Origin of the sequence: Methylorubrum populi (genome assembly GCF_002355515.1) — a bacterium.
Classification (GTDB): Bacteria; Pseudomonadota; Alphaproteobacteria; order Rhizobiales; family Beijerinckiaceae; genus Methylobacterium; species Methylobacterium populi_A.
Window position 1 is genome coordinate 4739137 of sequence record NZ_AP014809.1, and the last position, 22605, is coordinate 4761741.

At 71.4% G+C, this 22605-nt stretch carries 19 protein-coding genes; 6 read left to right on the top strand and 13 right to left on the bottom strand.

Features of this window, described 5'->3' with window-relative positions; translation table 11 throughout:
* The 6 genes from MPPM_RS21900 to MPPM_RS21925 all read right to left on the bottom strand — a co-directional run bounded on the left by MPPM_RS21900 (nt 1) and on the right by MPPM_RS21925 (nt 6193).
* Entirely contained in the window at nt 1–627 is a 627-nt protein-coding gene (locus tag MPPM_RS21900; protein ID WP_096486861.1) for a FliH/SctL family protein, read from the bottom strand.
* The gene (gene fliG / locus MPPM_RS21905; RefSeq protein ID WP_096486862.1) at nt 624–1679 is read right to left on the bottom strand and encodes a flagellar motor switch protein FliG; all 1056 of its coding nucleotides are present in this window, start codon (nt 1677–1679) and stop codon (nt 624–626) included. Before fliG ends, MPPM_RS21900 begins: the two co-directional genes overlap by 4 nt.
* Nucleotides 1680–1722: 43 nt before the next feature.
* Nucleotides 1723–3345 (bottom strand): flagellar basal-body MS-ring/collar protein FliF, encoded by a 1623-nt coding sequence (gene fliF / locus MPPM_RS21910; protein WP_096486863.1) that lies wholly within the window; start codon nt 3343–3345, stop codon nt 1723–1725.
* Nucleotides 3346–3588: 243 nt separating this feature from the next.
* Nucleotides 3589–3864, bottom strand: a complete 276-nt coding sequence (gene sciP, locus MPPM_RS21915; protein ID WP_009865968.1) for a CtrA inhibitor SciP — start codon at nt 3862–3864, stop codon at nt 3589–3591.
* A 141-nt stretch (nt 3865–4005) separates the two neighbouring features.
* Nucleotides 4006–4677, bottom strand: coding sequence for a flagellar hook assembly protein FlgD (locus MPPM_RS21920; RefSeq protein ID WP_096486864.1), 672 nt, complete (start codon nt 4675–4677; stop codon nt 4006–4008).
* Nucleotides 4678–4774: 97 nt separating this feature from the next.
* A complete protein-coding gene (locus MPPM_RS21925; protein WP_096486865.1) occupies nt 4775–6193 on the bottom strand; it encodes a flagellar hook-length control protein FliK in 1419 nt (472 codons plus the stop codon).
* Nucleotides 6194–6527: 334 nt separating this feature from the next.
* Between MPPM_RS21925 and mnmA the strand changes: the two genes are divergently transcribed.
* From mnmA to MPPM_RS21945, 4 genes are all read left to right on the top strand, one after another.
* Nucleotides 6528–7685 carry a tRNA 2-thiouridine(34) synthase MnmA gene (gene mnmA, locus MPPM_RS21930; RefSeq protein ID WP_096486866.1) on the top strand — a complete coding sequence of 386 codons (1158 nt, stop codon included), beginning with the start codon at nt 6528–6530 and terminating at the stop codon, nt 7683–7685.
* A 253-nt stretch (nt 7686–7938) separates the two neighbouring features.
* Nucleotides 7939–8595 carry a class I SAM-dependent methyltransferase gene (locus tag MPPM_RS21935; RefSeq protein WP_003606502.1) on the top strand — a complete coding sequence of 219 codons (657 nt, stop codon included), beginning with the start codon at nt 7939–7941 and terminating at the stop codon, nt 8593–8595.
* A 38-nt stretch (nt 8596–8633) separates the two neighbouring features.
* Nucleotides 8634–9473 carry a TVP38/TMEM64 family protein gene (locus MPPM_RS21940; RefSeq protein WP_096486867.1) on the top strand — a complete coding sequence of 280 codons (840 nt, stop codon included), beginning with the start codon at nt 8634–8636 and terminating at the stop codon, nt 9471–9473.
* A 120-nt stretch (nt 9474–9593) separates the two neighbouring features.
* Nucleotides 9594–11150 (top strand): sensor histidine kinase, encoded by a 1557-nt coding sequence (locus MPPM_RS21945; protein ID WP_096486868.1) that lies wholly within the window; start codon nt 9594–9596, stop codon nt 11148–11150.
* A gap of 41 nt (nt 11151–11191) precedes the next feature.
* Here MPPM_RS21945 and MPPM_RS21950 read toward each other — a convergent pair whose 3' ends face one another.
* Together MPPM_RS21950 and MPPM_RS21955 are read right to left on the bottom strand one after the other, a co-directional pair.
* Nucleotides 11192–12769, bottom strand: coding sequence for a DHA2 family efflux MFS transporter permease subunit (locus tag MPPM_RS21950; RefSeq protein WP_096486869.1), 1578 nt, complete (start codon nt 12767–12769; stop codon nt 11192–11194).
* 207 nt (nt 12770–12976) lie between these two features.
* Nucleotides 12977–14218: an HlyD family secretion protein gene (locus MPPM_RS21955; RefSeq protein ID WP_096486870.1), complete on the bottom strand. Its 1242-nt coding sequence runs from the start codon at nt 14216–14218 to the stop codon at nt 12977–12979.
* Nucleotides 14219–14352: 134 nt separating this feature from the next.
* Here MPPM_RS21955 and MPPM_RS21960 point away from each other — a divergent pair, with 134 nt between their 5' ends.
* A complete protein-coding gene (locus MPPM_RS21960) occupies nt 14353–15015 on the top strand; it encodes a TetR/AcrR family transcriptional regulator (protein ID WP_096486871.1) in 663 nt (220 codons plus the stop codon).
* A 4-nt stretch (nt 15016–15019) separates the two neighbouring features.
* Here MPPM_RS21960 and MPPM_RS21965 read toward each other — a convergent pair whose 3' ends face one another.
* Nucleotides 15020–16783 carry an acyl-CoA dehydrogenase gene (locus MPPM_RS21965; protein ID WP_096486872.1) on the bottom strand — a complete coding sequence of 588 codons (1764 nt, stop codon included), beginning with the start codon at nt 16781–16783 and terminating at the stop codon, nt 15020–15022.
* Between the two features lie 108 nt (nt 16784–16891).
* Here MPPM_RS21965 and MPPM_RS21970 point away from each other — a divergent pair, with 108 nt between their 5' ends.
* Nucleotides 16892–17881 (top strand): L-threonylcarbamoyladenylate synthase, encoded by a 990-nt coding sequence (locus MPPM_RS21970; RefSeq protein ID WP_096486873.1) that lies wholly within the window; start codon nt 16892–16894, stop codon nt 17879–17881.
* A 168-nt stretch (nt 17882–18049) separates the two neighbouring features.
* On the opposite strand, the gene MPPM_RS21975 is transcribed toward MPPM_RS21970, so the two are convergent.
* From MPPM_RS21975 to kaiC, 4 genes are read right to left on the bottom strand one after another with little or no spacing between them, the layout of a single operon-like run.
* The gene (locus MPPM_RS21975; RefSeq protein ID WP_096486874.1) at nt 18050–19804 is read right to left on the bottom strand and encodes an ATP-binding protein; all 1755 of its coding nucleotides are present in this window, start codon (nt 19802–19804) and stop codon (nt 18050–18052) included.
* Nucleotides 19794–20183: a circadian clock KaiB family protein gene (locus tag MPPM_RS21980; protein WP_096486875.1), complete on the bottom strand. Its 390-nt coding sequence runs from the start codon at nt 20181–20183 to the stop codon at nt 19794–19796. Before MPPM_RS21980 ends, MPPM_RS21975 begins: the two co-directional genes overlap by 11 nt.
* A complete protein-coding gene (locus MPPM_RS21985) occupies nt 20180–20521 on the bottom strand; it encodes a circadian clock KaiB family protein (RefSeq protein ID WP_096486876.1) in 342 nt (113 codons plus the stop codon). The genes MPPM_RS21980 and MPPM_RS21985 overlap by 4 nt, the downstream gene beginning before the upstream one ends.
* Nucleotides 20518–22206: a circadian clock protein KaiC gene (kaiC, locus tag MPPM_RS21990; protein WP_096486877.1), complete on the bottom strand. Its 1689-nt coding sequence runs from the start codon at nt 22204–22206 to the stop codon at nt 20518–20520. Before kaiC ends, MPPM_RS21985 begins: the two co-directional genes overlap by 4 nt.
* Nucleotides 22207–22605: the final 399 nt, after the last annotated feature.

The window sequence follows — 22605 nt, forward strand, 5'->3', positions numbered from 1 at the left end:
TCAGGCCTCCGCGCTTGCGAAATTGGGGGAGAGGGCGGACTCAACGGCGGCCTCGATGCGGGCGCGCTCGCGCACGATGCCGCCGTCGGCCCATTCGAGCCGGGCATCGCCCGGCGCCATGTCGGGTTCGCCCAGCACCACGAGGCGGCCCTCGAAGCCGTGCTCGCGCGACAGGCGCCGCATCAGCGTCTCCGCCTCGTCGACCAGGGTCTCGTTCACCCGCAATACGAGGTGAGGCACGCCGCGCAGGTGCCGCAGCGCCGAGCGGGCCGCCTCCTCCACCGCCGCCAGCGGGCGCGCGTCGAGGGCCTCGCCCGCGATCCGGCGGGCCAGCGCCTGCGCGAAGGCCAGTGCCTGCGCCTCGCGCTCGCCGTCGCGGAGGTCGGACTGGTTGAGGAGGCCGGCGGCGGCGAGCCCGACCCGGGTCAGGGCGTCGGCGAGCCGGGCCTGTTCCTGGAGCGCGGCCTCCGAGCGGCCGTCCTGGAGGCCGCGGGCATAGGCGGCCGCCTCCCCCGCCGCGCGTTCGGCCTCGGCCCGGGCCGAGGCCTCCGCGTCGGCGGGGGAGGGGCCGCGCGGGCGGCCGAAATCGGTGTCGAACAGGAAGGGGCGGGAGGCGCGCGCGCTCAATAGACCAACTCCTCCTCGCCGCCGTTCTTGGCGATCATGATCTCGCCCTTCTCGGCCAGATCCTTGGCGAGTTCCGTCATCTTGGCCTGCGCCTCATCGACCTCCTTGAGGCGGATCGGCCCCATCGAGCCCATCTCGTCGTTGAGGTTCTTGGCGGCGCGGGTCGACATCTGGCTCATGAAGAAGGCCCGCACCCGCTCGTCCGCACCCTTCAGCGCCCGGCACAGGGTGTCGTTGTCGACCTTGCGCATCAGGGTCTGGACCGAGCCCGGATCGAGCTTCAAGAGATCCTCGAAGGTGAACATGAGCTGGCGGATCTTCTTGGCCGAGCCGCGGTTGGCCTGGTCGATCGCCGCGAGGAACCGGGTCTCGGTCTGCCGGTCGAAGGCGTTGAACACCTCGGCCATGAGCTCGTGCGCGTCGCGCCGCGTGGTCTGGGCGATGGTCGAGACGAACTCGGTGCGCAGCGTCTCCTCGATGTGGCGCAGGGCCTCCTTCTGCACCGTCTCCATGCGCAGCATCCGGTTGAGCACGTCGATGGCGAACTCCTCCGGCAGGATCGTGAGCACCTTGGCGGCGTAGTCGGCCCGCACCTTCGACAGCACGACGGCGACCGTCTGCGGGTACTCGTTGCGCAGGAAGTTCGCGAGGATCTCGGGATCGATCTGGGTCAGGCTCGCCCAGACGCGCTTGCCCGACGCGCCCTTGATCTCCGCCATGATCGAGGAGACCTGCTCGGGCGGGAAGATCTTGAGCAGGAGCGACTCGGTGCGCTCGAAGTTCGAGGTGATGCCGCCGCCCGAGGACAGCCGCGACACGAAATCGACGATCAGCCGCTCGACGGTGGCGGCCTCCAGCGAGCCGAGCTGCACCATGGCGTGGCTGACGAGCTTGATCTCGTCCTCGTCGAGGCGCTGCCAGATCGGCGCGCCCTCCTCCTCGCCGAGCAGCAGCAGCAGGGCGGCGGCGCGCTGCGGGCCCGGCATCTCGGCGAAGGCCTTCGAGGCGTCGAGGCTCTCCATGGCAGCGTTGAAGTTTACGCCCGCGGACACGAATTCGCTCCTCTCGTCCGGCTATGGCTGGTCTCGGCGCGCATCAGGAATCGTGGATCCAGTTGCGGAGCACCTCGACGGTCTCGGTCGGGCTCGCCCGCACCATGTCGACCACGCGCTCCACGGTCTCGGCCTGGATCTGGCCGTTGATCTTCGCCGATTCGAGGAACCGGTTGGTGCTGTTCTCGCGCACCGCGATCTCGACCGGCCCCTCGCCGGCCGCCCCGGCCAGCGCCAGCGCTCCCGCCGGGCCGGCCAGCGCCGCCACTGGCTCCTCGGCTTCGAGCACGCGGCGCAGGAGCGGGCGCACCACCGCCATCAGCACGACCAGGGTGAGCAGGCTCAGGACCACGAGCTCCACGAGGCGCATCACGTCCTCCTTGCTCGGGCTCAGGAAGGATTGGATCAGGCCGGGCTCGGCGAATTCGGGAGCGGCCGGGGTCTCGGCGAAGCGCAGGTTGACCACCTCGACCTGATCGCCGCGGGCCTTGTCGTAGCCGACCGCGGTGCGCACCAGCGCGGTGATGCGCGCGATCTCGGCGTCGGAGCGCGGCTGGTAGGCGGGCTTGCCGTCGGCCCCGGGGGCGTAGACGCCATCGACCAGCACCGCCACCGAGAGGCGCTTGAGGCGCCCGCCCTCCAGGGTCTCGACCTTGGTGACGCGGGAGATCTCGTAATTCGTGACCTCCTCGTTCTTCTGCGAGGAATCCTTCTGCTGCGGCTGGGCCTGGTTCTGGTTGGCGCCCGGCAGCTCGTTGCCGACGCTGACCTGCCCCTCCGTCCCGCCGGTGAGCGAATTCTCCGAGCGGGTCTGGGTGGAGCGGACGACGCGGCTCTCGGGGTCGAAGCTCTCCGAGCGGCTCTCGACCCGGTTGAGGTCGAGTTCGGCGGTGACCTGCACCCGGGCGCGGCCCTGGCCGACGATGCCGGCCACGATCTCCTCGATCTGCGAGCGCATCCGCCGCTCGATGCCCGTCTGCCGCTCCTCCAGGGCGCCGGCCCCGTCCTTCTCCGCGCCGCGGGCGCCGTCGGCCAGCAGCCGCCCGCGCTCGTCGACGATCGAGACCCGCTCGGGCTTCAGGCCCTCGACCGCCGAGGCGGCGAGATGCCGGATCGCCCGCACCTGGCTCGGGTCGAGGTCGCCCATCAGCTTGACGACGATGGCCGCCGAGGGTGCCTCGCGGTCGCGCTCGAACAGGCGGCGCTCGGGGATGACGAGGTGGACGCGGGCCGCCTGGACCCGGCCGATGGCGCGGATCGAGCGGGCGAGCTCGCCCTCCATCGCCCGCAGGTGGTTCACGTTCTGGACGAAGCTCGTCGAGGAGAAGGCGTCGCCCTTGTCGAAGATCTCGTAGCCGATGCCGCCTTGCGCCGGCAGGCCCTTGCCGGCGAAGTCCATGCGCAGCTTGGCCAAGTCGGCGCGGGGGGCGAGCACGGTCTGGCCGAGGTCGCCCTTGGTCTCGTAGGCGATGCCGCGGGCGTCGAGCTCGCGGATCACGGCGGAGGAATCCTGCATCGACAGGTCGGAGAACAGCACGCCCATATCGGGCCGCGAGACACGCAGAATCACGAAGGCGAAGAAGCCGACCAGCGTCAGCGTCACGGCCGCCATCGCGGCGATGCGCGCGGGCCCGAGCTTCGTCACCAGATCGAGGATGGGTTTCACGGGCCGGCACGCCTGAGGACAGCGGATGCGGCCGCGAGGAATGCGCGACCGCCCGGCAAGAATTGCCCGGTGCGTGGTTAGCGAGGCGTTAACGCCGAGGCCCTGCCGTTCACGAAGTCGCGGCCGGCGCGATCCGGCCGATAGTCCCGGAAACGACGAGAGCCGCCCCGGTGCTCCGGAGGCGGCTCCTCATGCGTTGCGCGAACAGGCATGCGCAACGGTCGGATCGATGGTGTTAAAAACTCAGTGGCGGTAATGCTGGATGCGCGTGGTGCGCAGGCCGGCCAGACCGTGCTGGTCGATGGAGTACTGCCAGCTCAGAAATTCCTCGGTGGTCAGCGTGTAGCGCTGGCAGGCCTCCTCCAGGCTGAGCAGGCCGCCGCGGACGGCGGCGACGACCTCGGCCTTGCGGCGGATGACCCAACGGCGGGTGGTGACGGGGGGAAGATCGGCGATCGTCAGGGGGCTGCCGTCGGGCCCAATCACATACTTCACGCGGGGCCGGGGTGTTTCGGTCATGATACGCTCTACACTCGACTGACCTGTCGAGAGGGAAGCTACTTGCGTCCGCTTAAAAGTTCTTGAAGTCGGCCGTTCGAATGCGATTCGTTCGTTGTTAACGGATGTGGACAATTTCGCTTTCCTCGATGCTGCAATGCATCAAGACGCTGGCGCAGAAAGCGTTTTGACGCTTGAGGCCGGGACGCGCGCCGAGCCGATCGTCAGCACCGGTTCAGAGCCGCTGAGGTCGACGCCGTCCACGGTGCCGGTCACCTTGGTGTCGACGTTGACCCGCGTGCCCGTCGTATCGAGGGCATCGACGGTGATCGTGTAGCGTCCGTCCTTGGCCGCGAGCCCCGAGGTCGCGGTGCCGTCCCACGCGAAGGATTGCGCCCCGGTCTTGAGCGTCGTGGTCTTGGTGGCCACCACGGTGCCGTCGCTGGCCTTGATGGTGATGACAGCCTTGGCGGCGGCCCGTTCCGGGGTCAGCGTCCAGGTCGCCTTGCCGTCCGCGAGATCGGTCGAGGCGCCGTCGGCCGTAATCGTCCGGCCGATCAGGCCGGAGGCGGAGGAGGCTGATGCGGCCTTGGAGTTGGTCAGGATCGTGTCCAGCGAGGCGTTGGTCTTGAGCTGCTGCTCGACGCCCGCGAACTGCACGAGCTGCTGGGTGAACTGGTTGGTGTCGAGCGGATCGAGCGGGTTCTGGTTCTTGAGCTGCGTGGTGAGCAGCGTCAGGAACTGCGTGAAGTTGCCCGCGATCGACTTCGTGTCGGTGGTCGAGGCGGCACCGGTGGCGGTGATGCTTGTGCTGCTGGTGATCCCGGAGGCCATGGCGTCGTCCTTGGGGCATCGTCCCGAATGGCGGTTGCCGGCCTTCGGGAAGGGGTATGCGAAAACAGGGGCCTAGAGCGTCGTCCGCGACGACGCTCTAGATTCGGATGTCGAGGCCGCTGGCGGCGCGCAGGTGCCGCAGGGAAACGGGGTCGAGGGGCGCGGGCTTCTCGTCCCGCCCGGCCGGCCCTCCGCCGGAATGCCCCCGGGAGGCCGGCTCGCCGTCCCGGCCGCCCTGGGATCCCGCTTCGCCGCGCAGGGACAGATCGATCCCGCCCGCCTCCGCGCCGACGTCGAAGCCCGCCTGCGCCAGCGCCTGCTGCAGGGAGCCTGCGTCGCGCTGGAGCAGGGCAAGGGTCTCGGGCCGGTCCACGACGAGATGCGCCCGGGCCTTGCCGCCCGCCTTGTCGAGGTCGAGCGACACGTCGATGCGGCCGAGTTCGACCGGGTCGAGGCGGATCGCGAAGCGGTTCATGCCCGATAGCGAGCGCAGCCCGATCGTCATCGGCACGGCGCCGAGGGGAATCGGCGGCGTCGCGGGCTGAGGCGTCGCGGCCGCGGCGTCCGTTGCCTGGGCGGCCTGCATCCCCGGCGCGGGGCCGGCGCCGTTGATGCCGGGCGGTGTCGGGGGGGCTGCAGCGCCGGCGGCCGGAGCGGGCGAGGGGGCCGCGGCCTGCATCCCGTCGAGCGCCGCCTCGAAGCCGGCCGTTCCCGGAGCGGAGGCGGGTGCATCGGCCGCGCCCGCTTTCGTGGTCTTTCCGGTCGCGGCCGTCCCGCTGGGCCCGCCCGCCACGGGTGTGCTCTCGCCGGCCGCGCCCGCGGCCGGTCCCGTCACCGCCGCAGCCGGTGCGGGAGCGGGCGGCGGCGAGAGGAGGGCGGTGGGATCGGCGGCCTCCGACGCCGCGGCATCGGTCTCGTCCTGGTCCCGGGTCTCGTCCTCGGATTGGACGACGGCCCCGGCCTCCTGCGCGGCGGCGCCTTCCGCAGCCTTTTCCGCGGCCGCCTCCTGCAGGGCCCCTTGAGCCGCCTCGCCTTCGGCCGGGCGTTCCGGCCTCTGCGGGTTCGAATCCCCGGCCGCGCCCGGCGCCCGCGCCGACGCGGCCTCCCGGCCGTCCCGCGCATGACCTGCCGGAAGCGGGGCGGTGCGGCCGGGAGCGGACTGCGCGCGGCTCTCCGGCGATGCTCCGGACTGCCAGCTCTCCGCCCCGTCGGCCCTGGCGCTTCCGGTCTTCGAGCTTCCGGGCTTCAAGGTTCCGGCCTCGGCGGATTCGGTCTTGGCGGATTCGGTCCTGGCGGCCTCGGTTCTCGCCGCCTGCCTCCGATCCGTCCTGGCGGCATCGTCCCGGGTGGAGGCGGTCTCGTCGCGGCGGAGGGCGGGCCGGGCCGGGGCCGCCGGTTTCCGCTCCGCAGGCTCCAGGCTGAAGCGCCCGGTGCCCTCGCTCCCGCGCCCCGTGGACGCGGCGGGCCGCAGGGTCTGTCTGAAAAACACCTCCGCCAGATCTGCGCGCGAAACCACGATGCCGTCCTCATCCTGCCGGGCCGAAGCCGCGGGCGATCACAGCAATCCGCGCGCCACCGGCGGAATTCTCCAAGACGCTGATATCCATGAAGAAATTTCGACCGCGCGGGCGACGTCGCGCGCCGGCCCGGTCGGATCTGCCGTCCTCCCGGCAGGATTTGCCGGCCGCGCCGGGGAGGCGATGCGCGCCACAGGTCTGCTCTCGGACCCGCCATCCCTGGAAAGTCCGGATCGGGATCGCTATAGACACCGGACATGCGTCCGGGCTCCGCAGGTCCGCGCGCGCCCGAAGGCTCCGCCAACGGCCGGCAACCGGCCCTCATCACCGGCCATGAACTCGCTGGATCTCCCGAAGCCCCCGCACGAGACGCGCGTCGTCGTCGCCATGTCGGGCGGCGTCGATTCGTCGGTGGTGGCCGGCCTGTTGAAGCGCGAGGGCTACGACGTCGTCGGCGTCACGCTCCAGCTCTACGACCACGGCGCGGCGACCCACCGCAAGGGCGCCTGCTGCGCCGGACGCGACATCCACGACGCGCGGGCGGTCGCCGAGACGCTCGGCATCCCGCACTACGTCCTCGACTACGAGGACCGCTTCCGCGAATCGGTGATCGACCGCTTCGCCGAGAGCTATCTCTCGGGCGAGACACCGATTCCCTGCGTCGAGTGCAACCGCTCGGTCAAGTTCCGCGATCTGCTCGGCATGGCCCGGGATCTCGGCGCCGAGGCGCTGGCCACCGGCCACTACGTCGCGAGCCGGCCGCGGCCGCAGGGGGGGCGTGCCCTCTACCGTGCCCTCGATCCGGCCCGTGACCAGAGCTACTTCCTCTACGCCACGACGCCCGAGCAGCTCGCCTTCCTGCGCTTTCCCCTGGGCGAGCGGCCCAAGGACGAGACCCGCGCGCTTGCCCGGGATCTGGGCCTCGCCGTTGCCGACAAGGCCGATAGCCAGGACATCTGCTTCGTGCCGCAGGGCGGCTATGCCGACGTGATCGCCAAGCTGAGGCCCGAGGCGGCCCGGCCCGGCGAGATCGTCGATCTCGACGGGCGCCGGCTCGGCGAGCACGAGGGCATCATCCACTACACCGTGGGCCAGCGCCGCGGCCTCAAGCTGTCGGTCGGCGAGCCGCTCTACGTGGTGCGGCTCGAACCTGAGACCGCCCGCGTCGTGGTCGGCCCGCGGGCGGCGCTCGCCACCCGCCGCATCCGTCTGGCCGACCTCAACTGGCTCGGCGACGGCGCGCCGGAAGAGATCGGCGACCGGTCGGTGGCCGTGCGCGTGCGCTCGACCCGCGAGCCGCGGCCGGCGCGCCTGTCGTGGAACGTGGCCGAGGCGTGCGCCGAGATCGAGCTGGTCGTTCCCGAGGACGGGGTCTCGCCGGGACAGGCCTGCGTGATCTACGCCGATGACGGCCCGCGCGCGCAGGTGCTCGGCGGCGGCACCATCCGGCGCATCGGCGCGTTGCAGGCAGGCGCCGCCGAGGCCGCCTGATGGGGGCGCCTCACGCCGCGCGGATTCAGGTTTTCAAGACCCTGCAATCGCTCTGCGAGCGATTGGACCGCTCGACAGGCGCGAAGAGCGCCCGCGGAGCGGCCTCGGCCACGCCGAGGGGGGCTCGAGCATCGTCCCGAAAGTGGTTGCCGGCTTTCGGGAGGGGACGATGCGGAACGAAATTGCGAGAGCCGAAGCCGCGGAGGCGGCTGCCGGCGCTTGAGGCCGGACAGATTGAGAGGGTGACGGTTACATGCTGAGCGAGCGGGCGCCCGAGGCCGGGCCCACCACCGAGCTGATGCGCAAGGCCTATGCCCGCTGGGCGCCGGTCTACGACGTCGTCTACGACAAGCTGACCGAGCCGGCCGCCCGTGCCGCCGTCGAGGCGGCCGTCGCCCACGGGCCGCGGGTGCTGGAGGCCGGCGTCGGCACCGGCCTGTCGCTGGGCTACTATCCCCGCGACAGCTTCGTCTGCGGCGTCGATCTGTCCGAGGACATGCTCAAGCGCGCCCGCGGAAAAGTCCGGCGCAAGGGGCTGACCCACGTCAAGGGCCTTCAGGTCATGGATGTGTGCCGCCTCGGCTATGCCGATGCGAGCTTCGACGCGGTGGTGGCGCAGTTCCTCATCACCCTGGTGCCGAACCCGGAGGCCGCGCTCTCCGAGTTCCTGCGCGTGGTGCGTCCCGGCGGCGGCATCGTGCTCGCCAACCATTTCGGCCAATCGAACGGTCCGGTGGCGCGGGTCGAGGAGATCGTCGCGCCGCTCTGTACCAAGATCGGCTGGTCCTCGGACTTCAAGGCGACGCGGATCGAGGCCTGGGCCCAGCGCAACGGCGTCGAGGTTGTCGGCCTCGCGCCGACCTTCCCCGGCGGGTTCTTCAAGATCCTGCGGATGCGCAAGCGGGGCTGAGGGCTGGCAGGCGAACACCGTCCGGCGGAGGCAGGCCGATGACGCCACGGGGCGGGGAGGGCGTCCGGCCGCATGACCGGCCGCGTGAGCAGCATCCCGAGTCCGGCGGGACGCCGGGGCCGCGCCGGCCCTGGCTGCGCTGGCTCCCGCTCCTGATCCTGGCCGCGCTCTCCGTCGGCATCCTCGCCTCAGGCGGCGCCCACCTCCTCGACCTCGACCGGCTCTCCGAATCGCGGGTCTGGCTCCAGACGCTCATCGCCGAGGACCGGATTCGGGCGATCGCGCTGGCCTGCCTCGTCTATGTCGGCTCGGTTGTGGTCTCGCTGCCCGCGACGCTGGTGCTCACGGTGCTGGCCGGGCTGCTGTTCGGCCCCGTGACCGGAGCCCTGATGGCCATCGGCTCGTCGACGACGGGCGCGGCGATCGTGTTCTCGGTCGGGCGCTACGCCGCCGGGGACCTGATCCGGCGCAAGGCCGGACCCCGGATCGGTCGCTTCGCGGAGGGCTTCCGTCGCGACGGCTTCGGCTACATCCTGATCCTGCGGCTGCTGCCGATCTTTCCCTACTGGATCACCAACGTCGCCCCGGCGGCGTTCGGCGTCCGCCTGCGCACCTTCGCGCTCGCCACCCTGGTTGGCCTGACGCCGGGCGCCTTCATCTATGCCGGGCTCGGCGCCGGTCTCGAGGATCTGCTGGCGACCCGCGACGCGGCGAAGGCGGCCTGCCTCGCCGATGGAGGAACGGATTGTTCGAAGAGCATCGATCTGCGCGCGCTGGTGACGCCCGGAATGGTGGCGGCCCTGGCGGCCCTGGCAGGATTTGCTCTTTTGACGGTTTATCTGCGCCGACGGCTTGAGCGGCGGACGCTTCGCGCATAAGACTTGCGCACAAGCGAATGGCGCGCGTCGCCGGACACCCGCGCAACCTGTGCGCTAGGGGGGCGTTAGAGGGGGCGCGCCATTCGGACTGCGATTGGACGACACAACGACGGGTGACGCTTGAAACGGCCCCGCCTTCCGTTTCCTGGCCGGCCATCGAAGCCGGCGGACGCGGCGCAGAATGATTCGGCGGCAACGGCCGCCTTGCCCTGGCATATCGAGGCACCGGCCGGCACGACGCCGCCGCGCGCGCGCGCCTTCGCTTGGTTCGGGCGCCTGGGCCTTTCGGGCCGCCTGTTCCTGCTGACGGTGGCCTTCGTCGTCCTGGCCGAGATCCTGATCTACGTCCCGGCCGTGGCGACCTACCGGCTGTCGCGGCTGTCCGACCGGGTCGCGGCGGCACGGGTCGCCGCCCTGGTGCTGAACGCGGCGCCCGAGGGTCAGGTCCCCGACGAGACCGCCCGGCGCCTGCTGATGGGCGTCGGCGCCCGCGCCATCGCCGTGCGGGTCGGCGAGACGTGGCGCTACCTCACCGACGGGCCGGCACCGTCCGCCGTCGCCGAGACGGTCGATCTGCGCCAGCGCGGCCTGACCGGCTCGGTCGGCGGCGCCTTCCGGACGCTGTTCCTTCCCACCGAGGCGCCGATCCGGGCGATCGGGCCGGGGCAGGACGGTTTCGATGCCGTCGAGGTTCTGCTCGACGAGGGGCCTCTGCGGGCGGCCCTGGCCGATTTCTCGCTCCGGCTGCTCGTCGCCTGCCTCATCATCGCGGTACTGGCGGCCGGGCTCGTCTTCTTCGTGCTCCAGCGGGCGATCGTGCGGCCGGTGGTCCGGCTCGCCCGCGACATCGCCGCCTTCGCCGACGATCCCGAGCGCACCGACCTCGTGGCCCGGCGCTCGGCGCGCAGCGACGAGATCGGGCAGGCGGAGAACGCGCTCGCCCGGATGCAGGTGGCGCTCGGCGGCGAGCTGCGCCAGCGGCGGCGGCTGGCCGAGCTCGGCCTTTCGGTGAGCAAGATCAACCACGAATTGCGCAATCTGCTCACCACCGCCCAGCTCCTCGGCGACCGGCTCGAAAGCGTTTCCGACCCCCTGGTCCAGCGCGTCGCGCCGCGCCTCGTGGAGACCCTCGACCGGGCGATCCGCTTCTGCGAGGCGACGCTCGCCTATGGCCGCGCCACGGAGCCGAACCCGCAGCGCCGCATGGTGGCGCTCGGCCCCCTCCTCGAGGAACTGACCGACCTCGCCGACCTGATGCCCGCCGCCCACATCCGCGTGGAGGTGCGCGCGGCGCCGGATCTGGAGATCGACGCCGATCCCGAACAGCTCCTGCGGGCGCTGACCAACCTCGTGCGCAACGCGGTCCAGGCCCATGCCGCGGCCAGGACCGCGGACGGCACCGTGCTGATCGAGGGTGTCCGGGTCGGACCGCCCGGCGCGGGCTCCGTCACGGTCCTCGTGAGCGACAACGGCCCCGGGGTGCCCGAGCGGGCCAAGGCCAACCTGTTCGCCGCCTTCCAGGGCTCGACCCGGGCCGGCGGCACCGGCCTCGGCCTCGCCATCGCCTCGGAACTGGTCCGCCTCAACGGCGGCACCCTCTGCCTCGACGAGACCGCCGGCGGCGCCCGCTTCCGCATCGTCATCCCGGACCGTGCCGCGGGGGTGAAGGCGGCGTAGGCGCCGCCTTCAATGTAGGTTCCCCGAAGGTTCGACTGCCCTCAATGCCCCGCACCGGCGGGCGCGGCCGCGCGCGGGCGGCGGATCAGCGGCGTGCCGCAGGCCATGCCTAAGAACAGCACGGTGAGGACGAGGAACACGTCCTCGAAGCTCATCACCAGTCCCTGGATCCGCACGGTGTTGTTGAGCGCCTTCAGCGCCATGCCGTTGGCGTCGCCCCCGAACACCTCGAACTGGCGCCGCATGGCGTCGAGCCGCTCCAGTGCGGCGCTGTTGGCCCAGGTGAAGCGCTCGTGCAGCCGCGTGAGGTGGAGGTCCCAGCGGGCGTTCAGGATCGTGTTGATCAGCGCCAGCCCCACCGCGCCGCCGAGGTTGCGCGTGAGGTTGAACAGGCCGGACGCGTTCTTCATCCGCTCCGGCGGCAGGGTGCCGAGCGCGATGTTGTTGATCGGGATCATGCACAGCATCAAGGAGCAGCCGCGCAGCACCTGGGGCCAGAGCAGCTCCCAGAAGTCCCAATCCTTGGTCAGCCCGGTGACGATCCAGGTGCCGACGGCGAACCCGGAGAAACCCATCGCCATCATGATGCGCGGATCGAGCTTCGCCGAGAGTTTGCCCGCGATCGGGGCGGTGGCGAACATGCACAGCCCTGAGACGAACATCGTCTCGCCGATCTGCAGCGCCGAGTAGCCGCGCACCCGGGCGAGATAGACCGGGTAGAGGTAGGTCAGGCCGTAGAGGCCGATGCCCATCACGAAGCTGAAGATGCAGCCGGCGGCGAAGTTGCGGTCGGAGAAGGCGCGCAGATCGACGATCGGCTGGCGCGCGGTGAAGACGCGGGCGAAGAAGGCCAGGCCTGACACGGTGCAGACGAGGGCGCAGACGAACACCGCCTCGTCCTGCAGCCAGTCGTGGTTCGGGCCCTCCTCCAGCACGTATTCGAGGCAGCCGAGGAAGCCTGCCATGAAGGCGAGCCCGGCCCAGTCGAAGGATTTCAACAGGTCGAAATTCGGCCGGTCGAAATCGATCAGGAGGAAGGTCGAGACCGTGACGAAGATGCCCGGCACGATGTTGATCAGGAACAGCCAGTGCCAGGAGAACAGGTCGGTGAGGTAGCCGCCGATGGTCGGGCCGATGGTCGGCGCCAGCGTCGCCACGAGGCCGATCATCGGCGAGACGATGGAGCGCTTGGAGGGCGGGAAGATCGTGAAGGCCGCGGCGAACACGGTCGGGATCATGCCGCCGCCGATGAAGCCCTGGAGCGCGCGCCAGACGATCATCTCGTCGATCGACGAGGAGGTGGCGCACATCAGGCTCATCAGCGTGAAGCCGCCGGCCGAGACCGAGAACATCCAGCGCGTCGAGAGCACCCGCGACAGGGTCCCCGAGAGCGGAATCGAGATCACCTCGGCGATGAGGTAGCTCGTCTGCACCCAGGGGATCTCGTCACCCGAGGCCGAGAGGCCGGCCTGGATCTCGTTGAGCGAGGCCGAGACGATCTGGATGTCGAGGATCGCCATGAACATCCCGAACACCATGCACAGGAACGCCACCATGCGGCGGCGGTCGATGGGCGGGTCGGCGGCGGGACTTGCGGCGAGGGTCGCGGTGGCGGCCATGGGGCGCCTCGGAAGGGTCGTTGGTGCGGAGCTCCCCTCACACCCTCCTCCTGAGGTGCCGCAGCGAAGCGGAGGCCTCGAAGGGTGTTGCGGGGATCGCGCGGGATCCGGAGGATCCTTCGAGGTCCGCCGACGCGGGCATCTCAGGATGAGGCTCGGGTGGAACGGGTGGTTCAGGCGGCCCGCTCCTGCAGGCCGCGCAAGGTTTCAGCGCCGGGCGGCGAGCTTCTGCACCGGCGCGTCGGCGCCCTCGCGGGTGTCGACCCGCACCACGACGGACAGGCCGGGCCGCAGCAGGCCCTCGCGGGCGACGTCCTCGGGCACCTGGACGCGCACGGGCAGACGCTGCACGATCTTGGTGAAGTTGCCGGTGGCGTTGTCGGGCGGCAGCAGGCTGAAGACCGAGCCGGAGGCGGGCGAGAGCGATTCCACCGTGCCGACGATGTCGCGGTCGGGATAGGCGTCCACGTGGATATGGACCTCCTGGCCGGGCCGGACGCGGGCGAGCTGCGTCTCCTTGAAGTTCGCATCGACCCGCACGCTCTTCAGCGGCACCAGGGCGGCGATGCGCGAGCCCGGCGAGACGTAGGCGCCGGCCTCCACCGCCTTGTTGCCGACGACGCCGTCGAAGGGCGCGCGGATCACCGCGAAGTCGAGGTCGCGCTGCGCCCGGTCGACGGCGGTGCGCAGCTCCGCGGCGAGGTTTTCCGCCTCGCGCGTCTGCGCCTTCAGCACCTCGACATTGGCCCGCGCCGCGACGAGGGCGGCCTCGGCCGACTTCACCGCCGCGTCGGTGCGGTCGCGGTCGGCCTTGGCCTGATCAAGACGGGATTTGGCGACGTAATCGGCCTGCATCCCCGTGGCGCGGGCATAGTCGGCGCTCGCCCGCACCGCGTCGGCCTTGGCCGCATCGATCTGGGCCACGCTCTGCAGCACCTGCGCCTGCGCCGCTTCCGCCTGCCGGCCGATCCGGGCGATGGTGCTCTCCTGGGTGGCGAGCTTGTCCTGCGCCGCCGTCACCGCGAGGCGGTAATCGCCGTCGTCGAGCCGGGCGATGACGTCGCCCCGCTTCACCGCCTGCCCGTTCACCACGGGCACCGCCTCGAGATAGCCCGAGACCTTGGCGGCCAGAACCGAGATGTCGGCCTGCACATAGGCGTCGTCGGTACTGACGAAGAAGCGCCCGACCGTCCACCAGTCCCAGCCGGCATAGGCGCCGCCGCCGAGCGCCGCGCAGAGTACGAGGCCCAGCACCGCCCGCCGCAGCGGGCGCCGGGGCTTGGCCGGCGATGCGGGCTGCACCGGCGCGGCCAGGGGCGCGGCTGGCGCGGCCACGACGGTGGAGGGCAGGGCCGGCGCGCGGCCGCCCTCAGCCCGCTCGTCCTCGACGCGCTCCCCACCCGTCTCCGACCGGGCGGAGTCCTCACGAAGCGACTCACGCAGCGACATGGCTGAAGTCCCAGACATCCATTGACCGAACCGTTCGGTCACTCGGCGGGTCAGGTTGACGCCGTCGGTATTCGAAGGCTAGTTATCACTGACTGAACGGTTCGGTCAACGCGAATGAGTGGCAAGTCGGTGTGATGGCGGACGCGGCGATACGGGAGCGGGGGCCGGCAGCCCCGCAGGCGGCCTCAGCCGGCGAGAGCGACAAGCGCCGGCAGATCCTAGAGGGCGCGCGCCAGGTCTTCATGGCGTCGGGCTTCGACGGCGCCAGCATGGGCGAGATCGCCAAGACCGCGAACGTGTCGAAGGGCACGCTCTACGTCTATTTCGACAGCAAGGAGGCCTTGTTCGAGGCCCTGACCACCGAGGCCAAGGCGGGGCTGGCCGAGAACCTGTTCCGGCTCGACGAGGACGACGCGGACGTGCGCGCCGTGCTGACGCGGCTCGGCACCAGCTACCTCGCGATGATGGCGCGGCCGGAGCACGTCTCGATCATCCGCATGGTGATCGGCGCCTGCGAGAAGTTTCCCCGGTTCGGGCAGGCCTTCTACGAGGCGGGCCCGGCCTGCGGGGTCGGGCGGCTCAAGGCCTATCTCGATGCCCAGGTCGCGGCCGGGCGCCTCTCCGTCGCCGACACCGATCTCGCCGCCAAGCACTTCCTGCAGCTCTGCCAAGCCGGGATGCTGACGCGGCTGCTGTTCAACGCGGGCGCGGCACCGGACGAGGACGAGATCCGGCACCGGGTCACGGAAGCCGTGCGGGTCTTCTACGCGGGCTACGGCCCGTTCGCGGCGGGGTGAGCGCTCACCCCGCGAGCGCGAAGGCCGGATCGTCGGCGAAGTCGCCGCCCGTCAGGATCGCCTGCTCCAGGCCGCCGGCCGCCGGCAGCAGGTTCTCGGCGAAGAAGCGGGCAAGCGCGATGCGCGCGGCATGGGCCGGATCGGTCTCGCCCGCCTTCACGGCGGCGCTCGACGCGAGCCCCGCCGCCGCGAGGCAGGCGGTGCCCTGGACGAGGCCGAACAGGCGCAAGTAGGGCGTGGCGCCGGGGAGCGCCTCCTGCGGCCGGTTCGAGGCCAGCGCCTTCAGCAGGAAACTCGTCGCCCGGTCGAGGCTGCCGATGCCCTCCCGCAGGCGCGCCGCCGCGTGGCCGAAGCCGGGCGCGCCGTCCTTCAGGAGGCCCTCCGCCACCCGCCGCATCGACGCGATCTGGGCGCCGACCGTGGCGCCGCCGGCGAGCGGCAGCTTGCGGGTGACGAGGTCGATCGCCTGGATGCCGTTGGTGCCCTCGTAGATGCCGAGGATGCGGGCGTCGCGCATGAGCTGGGCCGCGCCGGTCTCCTCGACGAAGCCCATGCCGCCATGGACCTGCACGCCGAGCGAGGTGACCTCGTTGGCGATGTCGGTGGCGAAGGCCTTGGCCACCGGCGTCAGCAGCGAGGCGCGCTCATGCGCCGCTTTCCCCTCGGGGCCGTGGGACGCGTCGAGGGCTTGCGCGGTGAGGTAGCAGATGCCGCGGGCCGCCGCCGTGTAGGCCTTCATGGTCAGCAGCATGCGCTGCACGTCGGCATGCGCCACGATGGCGCTGACGGGCTCCGACGCGCCCGGCGCCCGGCCCTGGCGGCGCTCGCGGGCGTAGTCGAGGGCCTTCTGATACGCGGCCTCGGCCACGCCGACGCCCTGCAGGCCGACATTGAGCCGGGCCGAGTTCATCATCGTGAACATGCAGGCCAAGCCCCGGTTCTCCTCGCCGATCAGCCAGCCGGTGGCCCCGCCCCCATCGCCGAAGGCCATGGAGCAGGTCGGCGAGGCGTGGATGCCGAGCTTGTGCTCCAGCCCCGAGCAGCGCAGGTCGTTGCGGCTCCCGTCCGGCAGCACCTTCGGCACGAGGAACAGCGAGATGCCGCGGGTGCCGGCCGGCGCGTCCTTCAGCCGGGCCAGGACGAGGTGGCAGATGTTGTCGGCCAGATCGTGCTCGCCGTAGGTGATGTAGATCTTGGCGCCCGTGATCCGGTAGCTGCCGTCGCCGTTGGCCTCGGCGCGGGTGCGCAGGCCTGAGAGGTCCGAGCCCGCCTGCGGCTCGGTCAGGTTCATGGTCGCGGTCCATTCCCCCGTGACGAGCTTCTCGAGGTAGCGGCCCTTCAGCTCGTCGGAGCCGTGGGCGGCCAGCGCCTCGATGCCGCCGGCGGTGAGCAGGGGGCAGAGGCCGAAGGCGAGGTTGGCGCCGTTCCACATCTCGGTGCAGGCGGCGGCGATCAGGTGCGGCAGGCCCTGGCCGCCATGGTCGGGGTCGGCGAGCACGCCGTTCCAGCCGCCCTCGACGAAGGCGCGGTAGGCGGAAGCCCAGCCCGGTGCGGTGGTGACGGTGCCGTCCGAGAACGGCGTGCCGTGGCGATCGCCGGTGCGGTTGAGCGGTGCGATGACGTTGCCGGCGAACCGACCCGCCTCTTCGAGGATGGCGCGCGCATCCTCGGGCGCGATCTCGGCCCCGTTTTGCGCCAGCACGGCGTCGAGCCCCGCGACGTGGCGGAGCGTGAAGGCCATCTCCTCGACGGGCGCGCGATAGCTCATGGTCTTCTCACCGCTCCTCCCGCCGCACCTTCGAGGGCGGCGATCCCGTTTGACGGCTCGTGGCTCGAGGGTCTACGGCCGGCCGCTCATTCTCGCACCCACTCCGACATGGACGCACCACCGTCAACCGCTCCCACGCTACGCTTGGCTGCCGATGTCAACGGACTCGCGCGGGCGGCCGCGCTGATCGGGGCCGGGCGTCTCGTCGCCCTGCCGACGGAGACGGTCTACGGGCTCGGGGCCGACGCCACCGATCCGGAGGCGGTGGCCGCGATCTACGCCGCCAAGGGCCGCCCGCGCTTCAACCCGCTGATCGCCCATGTGGCGACGATGGACGCCGCTCTGGCCCAGGGCGTGTTCGACGCCGCCGCCCTCCGGCTCGCGGAAAAATTCTGGCCGGGGCCGCTGACCCTGGTGGTGCCGGTGGCCCCCGGCGGCTCGGTCTGCGATCTCGCCCGGGCCGGGCTCGATTCCGTGGCGTTGCGCGTGCCGGCCCACGCCACCGCCCAGGCGCTGCTGGAGCGGGTCGGGCGGCCGGTGGCGGCGCCCTCGGCCAACCGCTCGGGGCGCGTCAGCCCCACCAGCGCCGACCATGTGCTGACGGATCTCGACGGCCGCATCGCCGCCGTGCTCGACGGGGGCGCATGCCCGGTCGGGGTCGAGTCGTCGGTGGTCGCCTGCCTCGGCGGACCGCCCCGGCTGCTGCGCCCCGGCGGGGTGACGCGGGCGGCCATCGCCGCCGTCCTGGGCTCTGCCCCCGAGGCGGGGGGGGATCCGGGCTCGCGGCCGGTGGGCCCGGGCCTGCTCGCCTCGCACTACGCGCCGCGGGCCGGGGTGCGGCTCGACGCGGAGCGCATCGAGCCGGGGGAGGCGGTTCTGCTGTTCGGTGCCGTCCGCCCCGCCGGGCTGGAGGGCGCGGCGGCGGTCGAGTCCCTGAGCGAGCGCGGCGATCCGGCGGAGGCCGCCGCGCGGCTGTTCGGGGCCCTGCGCCGGCTCGACGCCTCGGGCGCGCCGACCATCGCCGTCGTTCCTGTGCCGGAGGAGGGCCTGGGTGAGGCGATCAACGACCGCCTGCGCCGGGCCGCGGCGCCGCGCTGAACGCAACGCGATTTTTTGCGAAACTTTTTTGCGGAACCGTTCCGCCTCCGGCGCATTGTCTGGTTACGAAGGCCAGTTCAGCCCCCAATGGCCTTTTTCCTTCAAGGCTCGGAGCAATCCGAGCCTTTTTTCTTGCCCGCAAGCCAAGCCGTTGCGGCGAAGGGCAAATCATTTCGCCCGAGCGCTGCGCCGCTGGATCGCCCGGCGCAGGATGCGCGAGAGATCCTCCACCGAGTAGGGCTTGTGCAGCAGCGGGAAACCGTGGCGCCCGTCCTCGGCCAGCACGTGGCTGTAGCCGGAGGAGAGCACGATCGGCATGCCCGGCGTCTGGCTCAGGATCGTGCGGGCGAGTTCGACGCCGTTCATGCCGGGCATCACCACGTCGGTGAACACGACGTCGAACCGGTCCGGCGTGCGGGCGAGTTCGGCCAGCGCCTGCTCCGCATCCGTCGCCCAGACGGTGCCGTAGCCGAGTTCGGCCAGTGCCTGCGTCGCGAAGGCGCCGACCTCGCGGTTGTCCTCCACCAGCAGAACGCAGGTGCCGTGACCGGGGGCCAGCGGCTCGGGCTCGTCGGCGGCCTCCGGCAGGGTCGGGGCGATCTTGGCGCGGGGCAGGAACAGGGTGAAGGTGGTGCCCTGGCCGAGCACGCTCTCCACCGCGATGTCGCCGCCCGATTGCTTGGCGAAGCCGAACACCTGGGAGAGGCCGAGCCCGGTGCCCTGGCCGACGCCCTTCGTGGTGAAGAACGGCTCGAAGATCCGCGACAGGTCGGCGGGCGCGATGCCGGAGCCGGTGTCCGAGATCGAGACCGCCACGAAGTCGCCGGGCACCGCCGGATGGGTGCGCAGCGCCGGGATCTGCCCGGCATGGCCGACGCGGATGGTGAGCGTGCCCTCGCCGTCCATGGCGTCGCGGGCGTTGACGACCATGTTGACGAGTGCCGTGTCGAACTGGCTCGGATCGGCCTCCACGAGGCAGGCGAAGGGTTCGCCCGCCGCGTCGAAACAGGGCTCGATCAGGGTCTTCACCTGGATGCGCGCGCCGGTGAGCGTACCGACCATGTCGGCCACCGAGGCGACGCCGCGGCCGGCATCGAACACCTCGGGCTTGAGCGCTTGGCGCCGGGCGAAGGCGAGGAGCTGGCCCGTCAGCTTGGCCGCGCGTCCCACCGTGTCGGAGATGGCGTCGACGTAGCGGCGGCGGCGCTCCTCGGCGAGGTCGGGGCGCTTGAGCAGGTCGGTGGAGGACTTGATGACGGTGAGCAGGTTGTTGAAGTCGTGCGCCACGCCGCCGGTGAGCTGGCCCACCGCCTCCATCTTCTGCGACTGGCGCAGGGCCTCCTCGATCCGCTCGCGCTCGGCCACCTCGGCGCGCAGGCGCTCGTTGGTCTCGGCGAGTTCGTGCAGGCGCAGCCGCTCGGCCGTGAGGTCGGTGATCACGCCGCACAGGAGCAGGGTGTCGCCGTCGCCGTCGAGGCGGCTCAGCGAGAGGTAGGCCGGGCGCTCGATCCCCCCCTCGTCGCACAGGGCGATCTCGCCGCGGGCCGGCATCCGCGCGGCCTGGGCGACCAGGGCAGCGAGGGTTGCCTCCTGATCCCTGGCGGCGAAGCGCGCGAAGGGCTGGCCGATCAGGCGTTCCTGGGGCGTACCCAGGGTCTCGGCGAGGCGACGGTTGCAGTAGAGCAGCGTCCCGTCCGGGCCGAGGGTGAAGGCGCCCTCCTGGATCTGCTCGATCAGCACCCGGTAGGGCCGGTCGGCATTCTCCAGGGTGTAGACCAGCCGCTCGCCGCTCGGCCCTTCCACCACGATGGCGTCGAAATCGCCCCGGCGGATCGCCGCGAGGGTGTCTTCGACCTCCTCCAGCCGCGTCTCCAGTTCGCGGATGCGCGCCTGCGCGGCGAGGGCATCGGCCTCAGCGCTCACCGGCGCCTCCGCCCAAGGCCTCGCGCGACGCCGCTTCCGGATCCGCCGGCGGGATGTCGGGTCCGTCGAGCCCGAATTCGTCGAGACCGAGACCGTCGAGGACGCGCCGCTCGTCGCTCAGGTCGCCGGCGATGCGCCGGGCGGGGAGAGGCGAGAGCCGCACCAGGGTCGGCGCCGCGACCACGCCGTCGGCGCCCGCGAGGGCCGATTGCTGGTAGATGTCGACCACTTCGAGGTCGCAGGCGTCCTTGAGCCAGCGCTCGCACAGGCGGCGCACGCTCTCGATGCTGCGGGTCGAGCGCGGCGAGGTGCCGGCGACGTAGAGGCGCAGCCGGGTGCGCCCGCCGGTCCCGCCGCCCGTGATGGCCCCGCCGCTCAAAGCCCGTCGACCTTCGGGCGGATATCGAGGCCGACCAGGACCTTCTCGGTGTTGGAGAGGTCGCCGATGATCCGCTTGAGCGGCGCGGGCAGGCGCCGCACCAGGGTCGGGATCGCCAGGATCTGGTCGCCGGCGGCGAGCTGCGGGTTCTTCATCAGGTCGATGACCTCGATGTCGTAGTGGCCGGCGAGGTGCTCCTCGCAGAAGCGCCTGAGGTTGGCCATCGCCGCCAGCGACTTGGCGGTCTGCCCGGCAACGTAGAGGCGCAGATGGTAGTGGCCCTCGTCCACGGCGCCGTCGGCCTCGAGCCCGTCCCCGGTCGGTCCCGGCCCGCTCATTTCGTGCCTCCCCGGCGCGTGGCGAGGGTGCGCCGCTCGCTCGCCAGCAGGGCCTCCCGCATCTCGTCCTCGTTCAAGAGCACGGCCTCTTCCTCTTCCACGGCTTCCAGGGTGGCGCGCAGTTCCTCGATCTGGCGTTCCAGCGACTGGCGCCGCCGTTCCGCCTCGCGCTGGCGGCGGCGGTTCTCCTGCTCGCGGCGCAGGGCGGCGGCGACCTCCTCCGCCTCCTGCACCACCCGGGCGGTGCCGGTCAGCACGCCCGCCGGGCCGATATAGGCATCGACCAGGGTGATGCCCTCGCGAGACAGGGTGAACTCGCGCACTTGGTTCGAGTGGCGCATGCCGCGGGCCTTGATGACGTAGAGCGTGCGCGAGCGCTCGCCGTTGGCCTCGACGTTGAGGAGCTTGATCCAGGCATCCATCAGCGAGGAGACGCCGATCGCGCTGTCGCGGTCGATCTCGCCATCCTCGCGCAGGCTGGTGAAGACCGCGGTGATGCCGCGGCTCTTCAGCAGGTCGATCATGCGCAGCATCGTCGCCTGCAGCTCGGCCGGCGGACCGCGGAGCGCCGAGAGCGGATCGATCACCACCAGGCTGGGCGCGAACCGGTCGATGTCCCGGTGCATCCGCGCCAGATGCATCTCCAGGCCGTAGAGGCTCGGGCGCGCCGCCTCGAAGCGCAGAAGACCCGATTCCACGTGGCGGGCGAGGTCGAGGCCGATGGAGCGGGCGTTGCGGGTGATCTGGTCGCCGCTCTCCTCGAACACGAAGGCCATGCAGCGCTCGCCCCGGGCGCAGGCCGCGTCGATCATGCTCGACGAGATCATGGTCTTGCCGGTGCCGGCCTCGCCCGAGATCAGGATGCTGGTGCCGCGGTGGAAGCCGCCGGGTTCGAGCATCGCGTCGAGGCCGTGGATGCCGGTGGAGATCACGCCCTCGGCGATGCGGTAGTCGAGGTCGGCCGAGGTGACCGGCAGGACGCTGATGCCCTCGGCATCGATCAGGAATGGGTATTCGTTGGTGCCGTGGGCCGAGCCGCGATACTTCACCACGCGCAGGCGCCGGGTGGTGATCTGGTCCTCGACCCGGTTGTCGAGCAGCACCACGCAGTCGGAGACGTATTCCTCCATTCCCTGGCGGGTGAGCTGGCCGTCGCCGCGCTCGCCGGTGATGATCGCGGTTAGGCCCCGGTCCTTGATCCAGCCGAACAGGCGGCGCAGTTCGGCGCGCAGCACCGTCTCGTCGGAGAAGCCGGCGAACAGGGTCTCGATCGTATCGAGCACGACGCGCTTGGCGCCGATGGAATCCACCGCGAAGCCGAGGCGGATGAACAGCCCTTCGAGGTCGTACTCGCCGGTCTCCTCGATCTCGGAGCGCTCGACGCGGACGTGGTCGATGGCGAGCTTGCCCTGCGCCACCAGCGCGTCGAGGTCGTAGCCGAGGGAGGCGACGTTGGCGACGAGATCCTCGGCGCGCTCCTCGAAGCTCATGAACACGCCGGGCTCGTCGAAGCGGGTCGCACCGTTGACGAGGAAGGTCGTGGCGAACAGCGTCTTGCCGCAGCCGGCGGCGCCGCAGACCAGCGAGGGCCGCCCCTTCGGCAGGCCGCCGAAGGTGATGGCGTCGAAGCCGTCGATGCCGGTGGCGACCTTCGGCAGGGCGGGCGCGCCGGTGGGTGGGCTCATGGACGACTGCGCGGATTCACGCACGGATTCAGGCGCCACGGCAATTCTCCAAGACGGCGGCCCCGCGGAGGGCTTCCCCGCGGGTCGTCACCGGGGGCGTTGCGCCCGCTCCGATGCCGGGACATGCCACCCGCGCGCCTGCCCTCGACGGGGCGGAGCGCTGCGGCAGGGATGGGGGGGGACGGCGCGAGCGCCGAATCCGGCGCCGGGCGCAGGCGGCGGGAAAGGCCGGGAGCGTCGTCATGAAGGCGTCATGGCGGGCCTCGAGCGCCCAGGTCCGGGCTCCCGTAATGCAAAGGCCGGGGGGTTGGCAATACGCAGTCCTGTGTGCGCCCGCCGCCCGCACCCCGCCGCGATCTCTTGCGGATTTTTCGCGGACTTTTCGTGAAAACTTCTGCG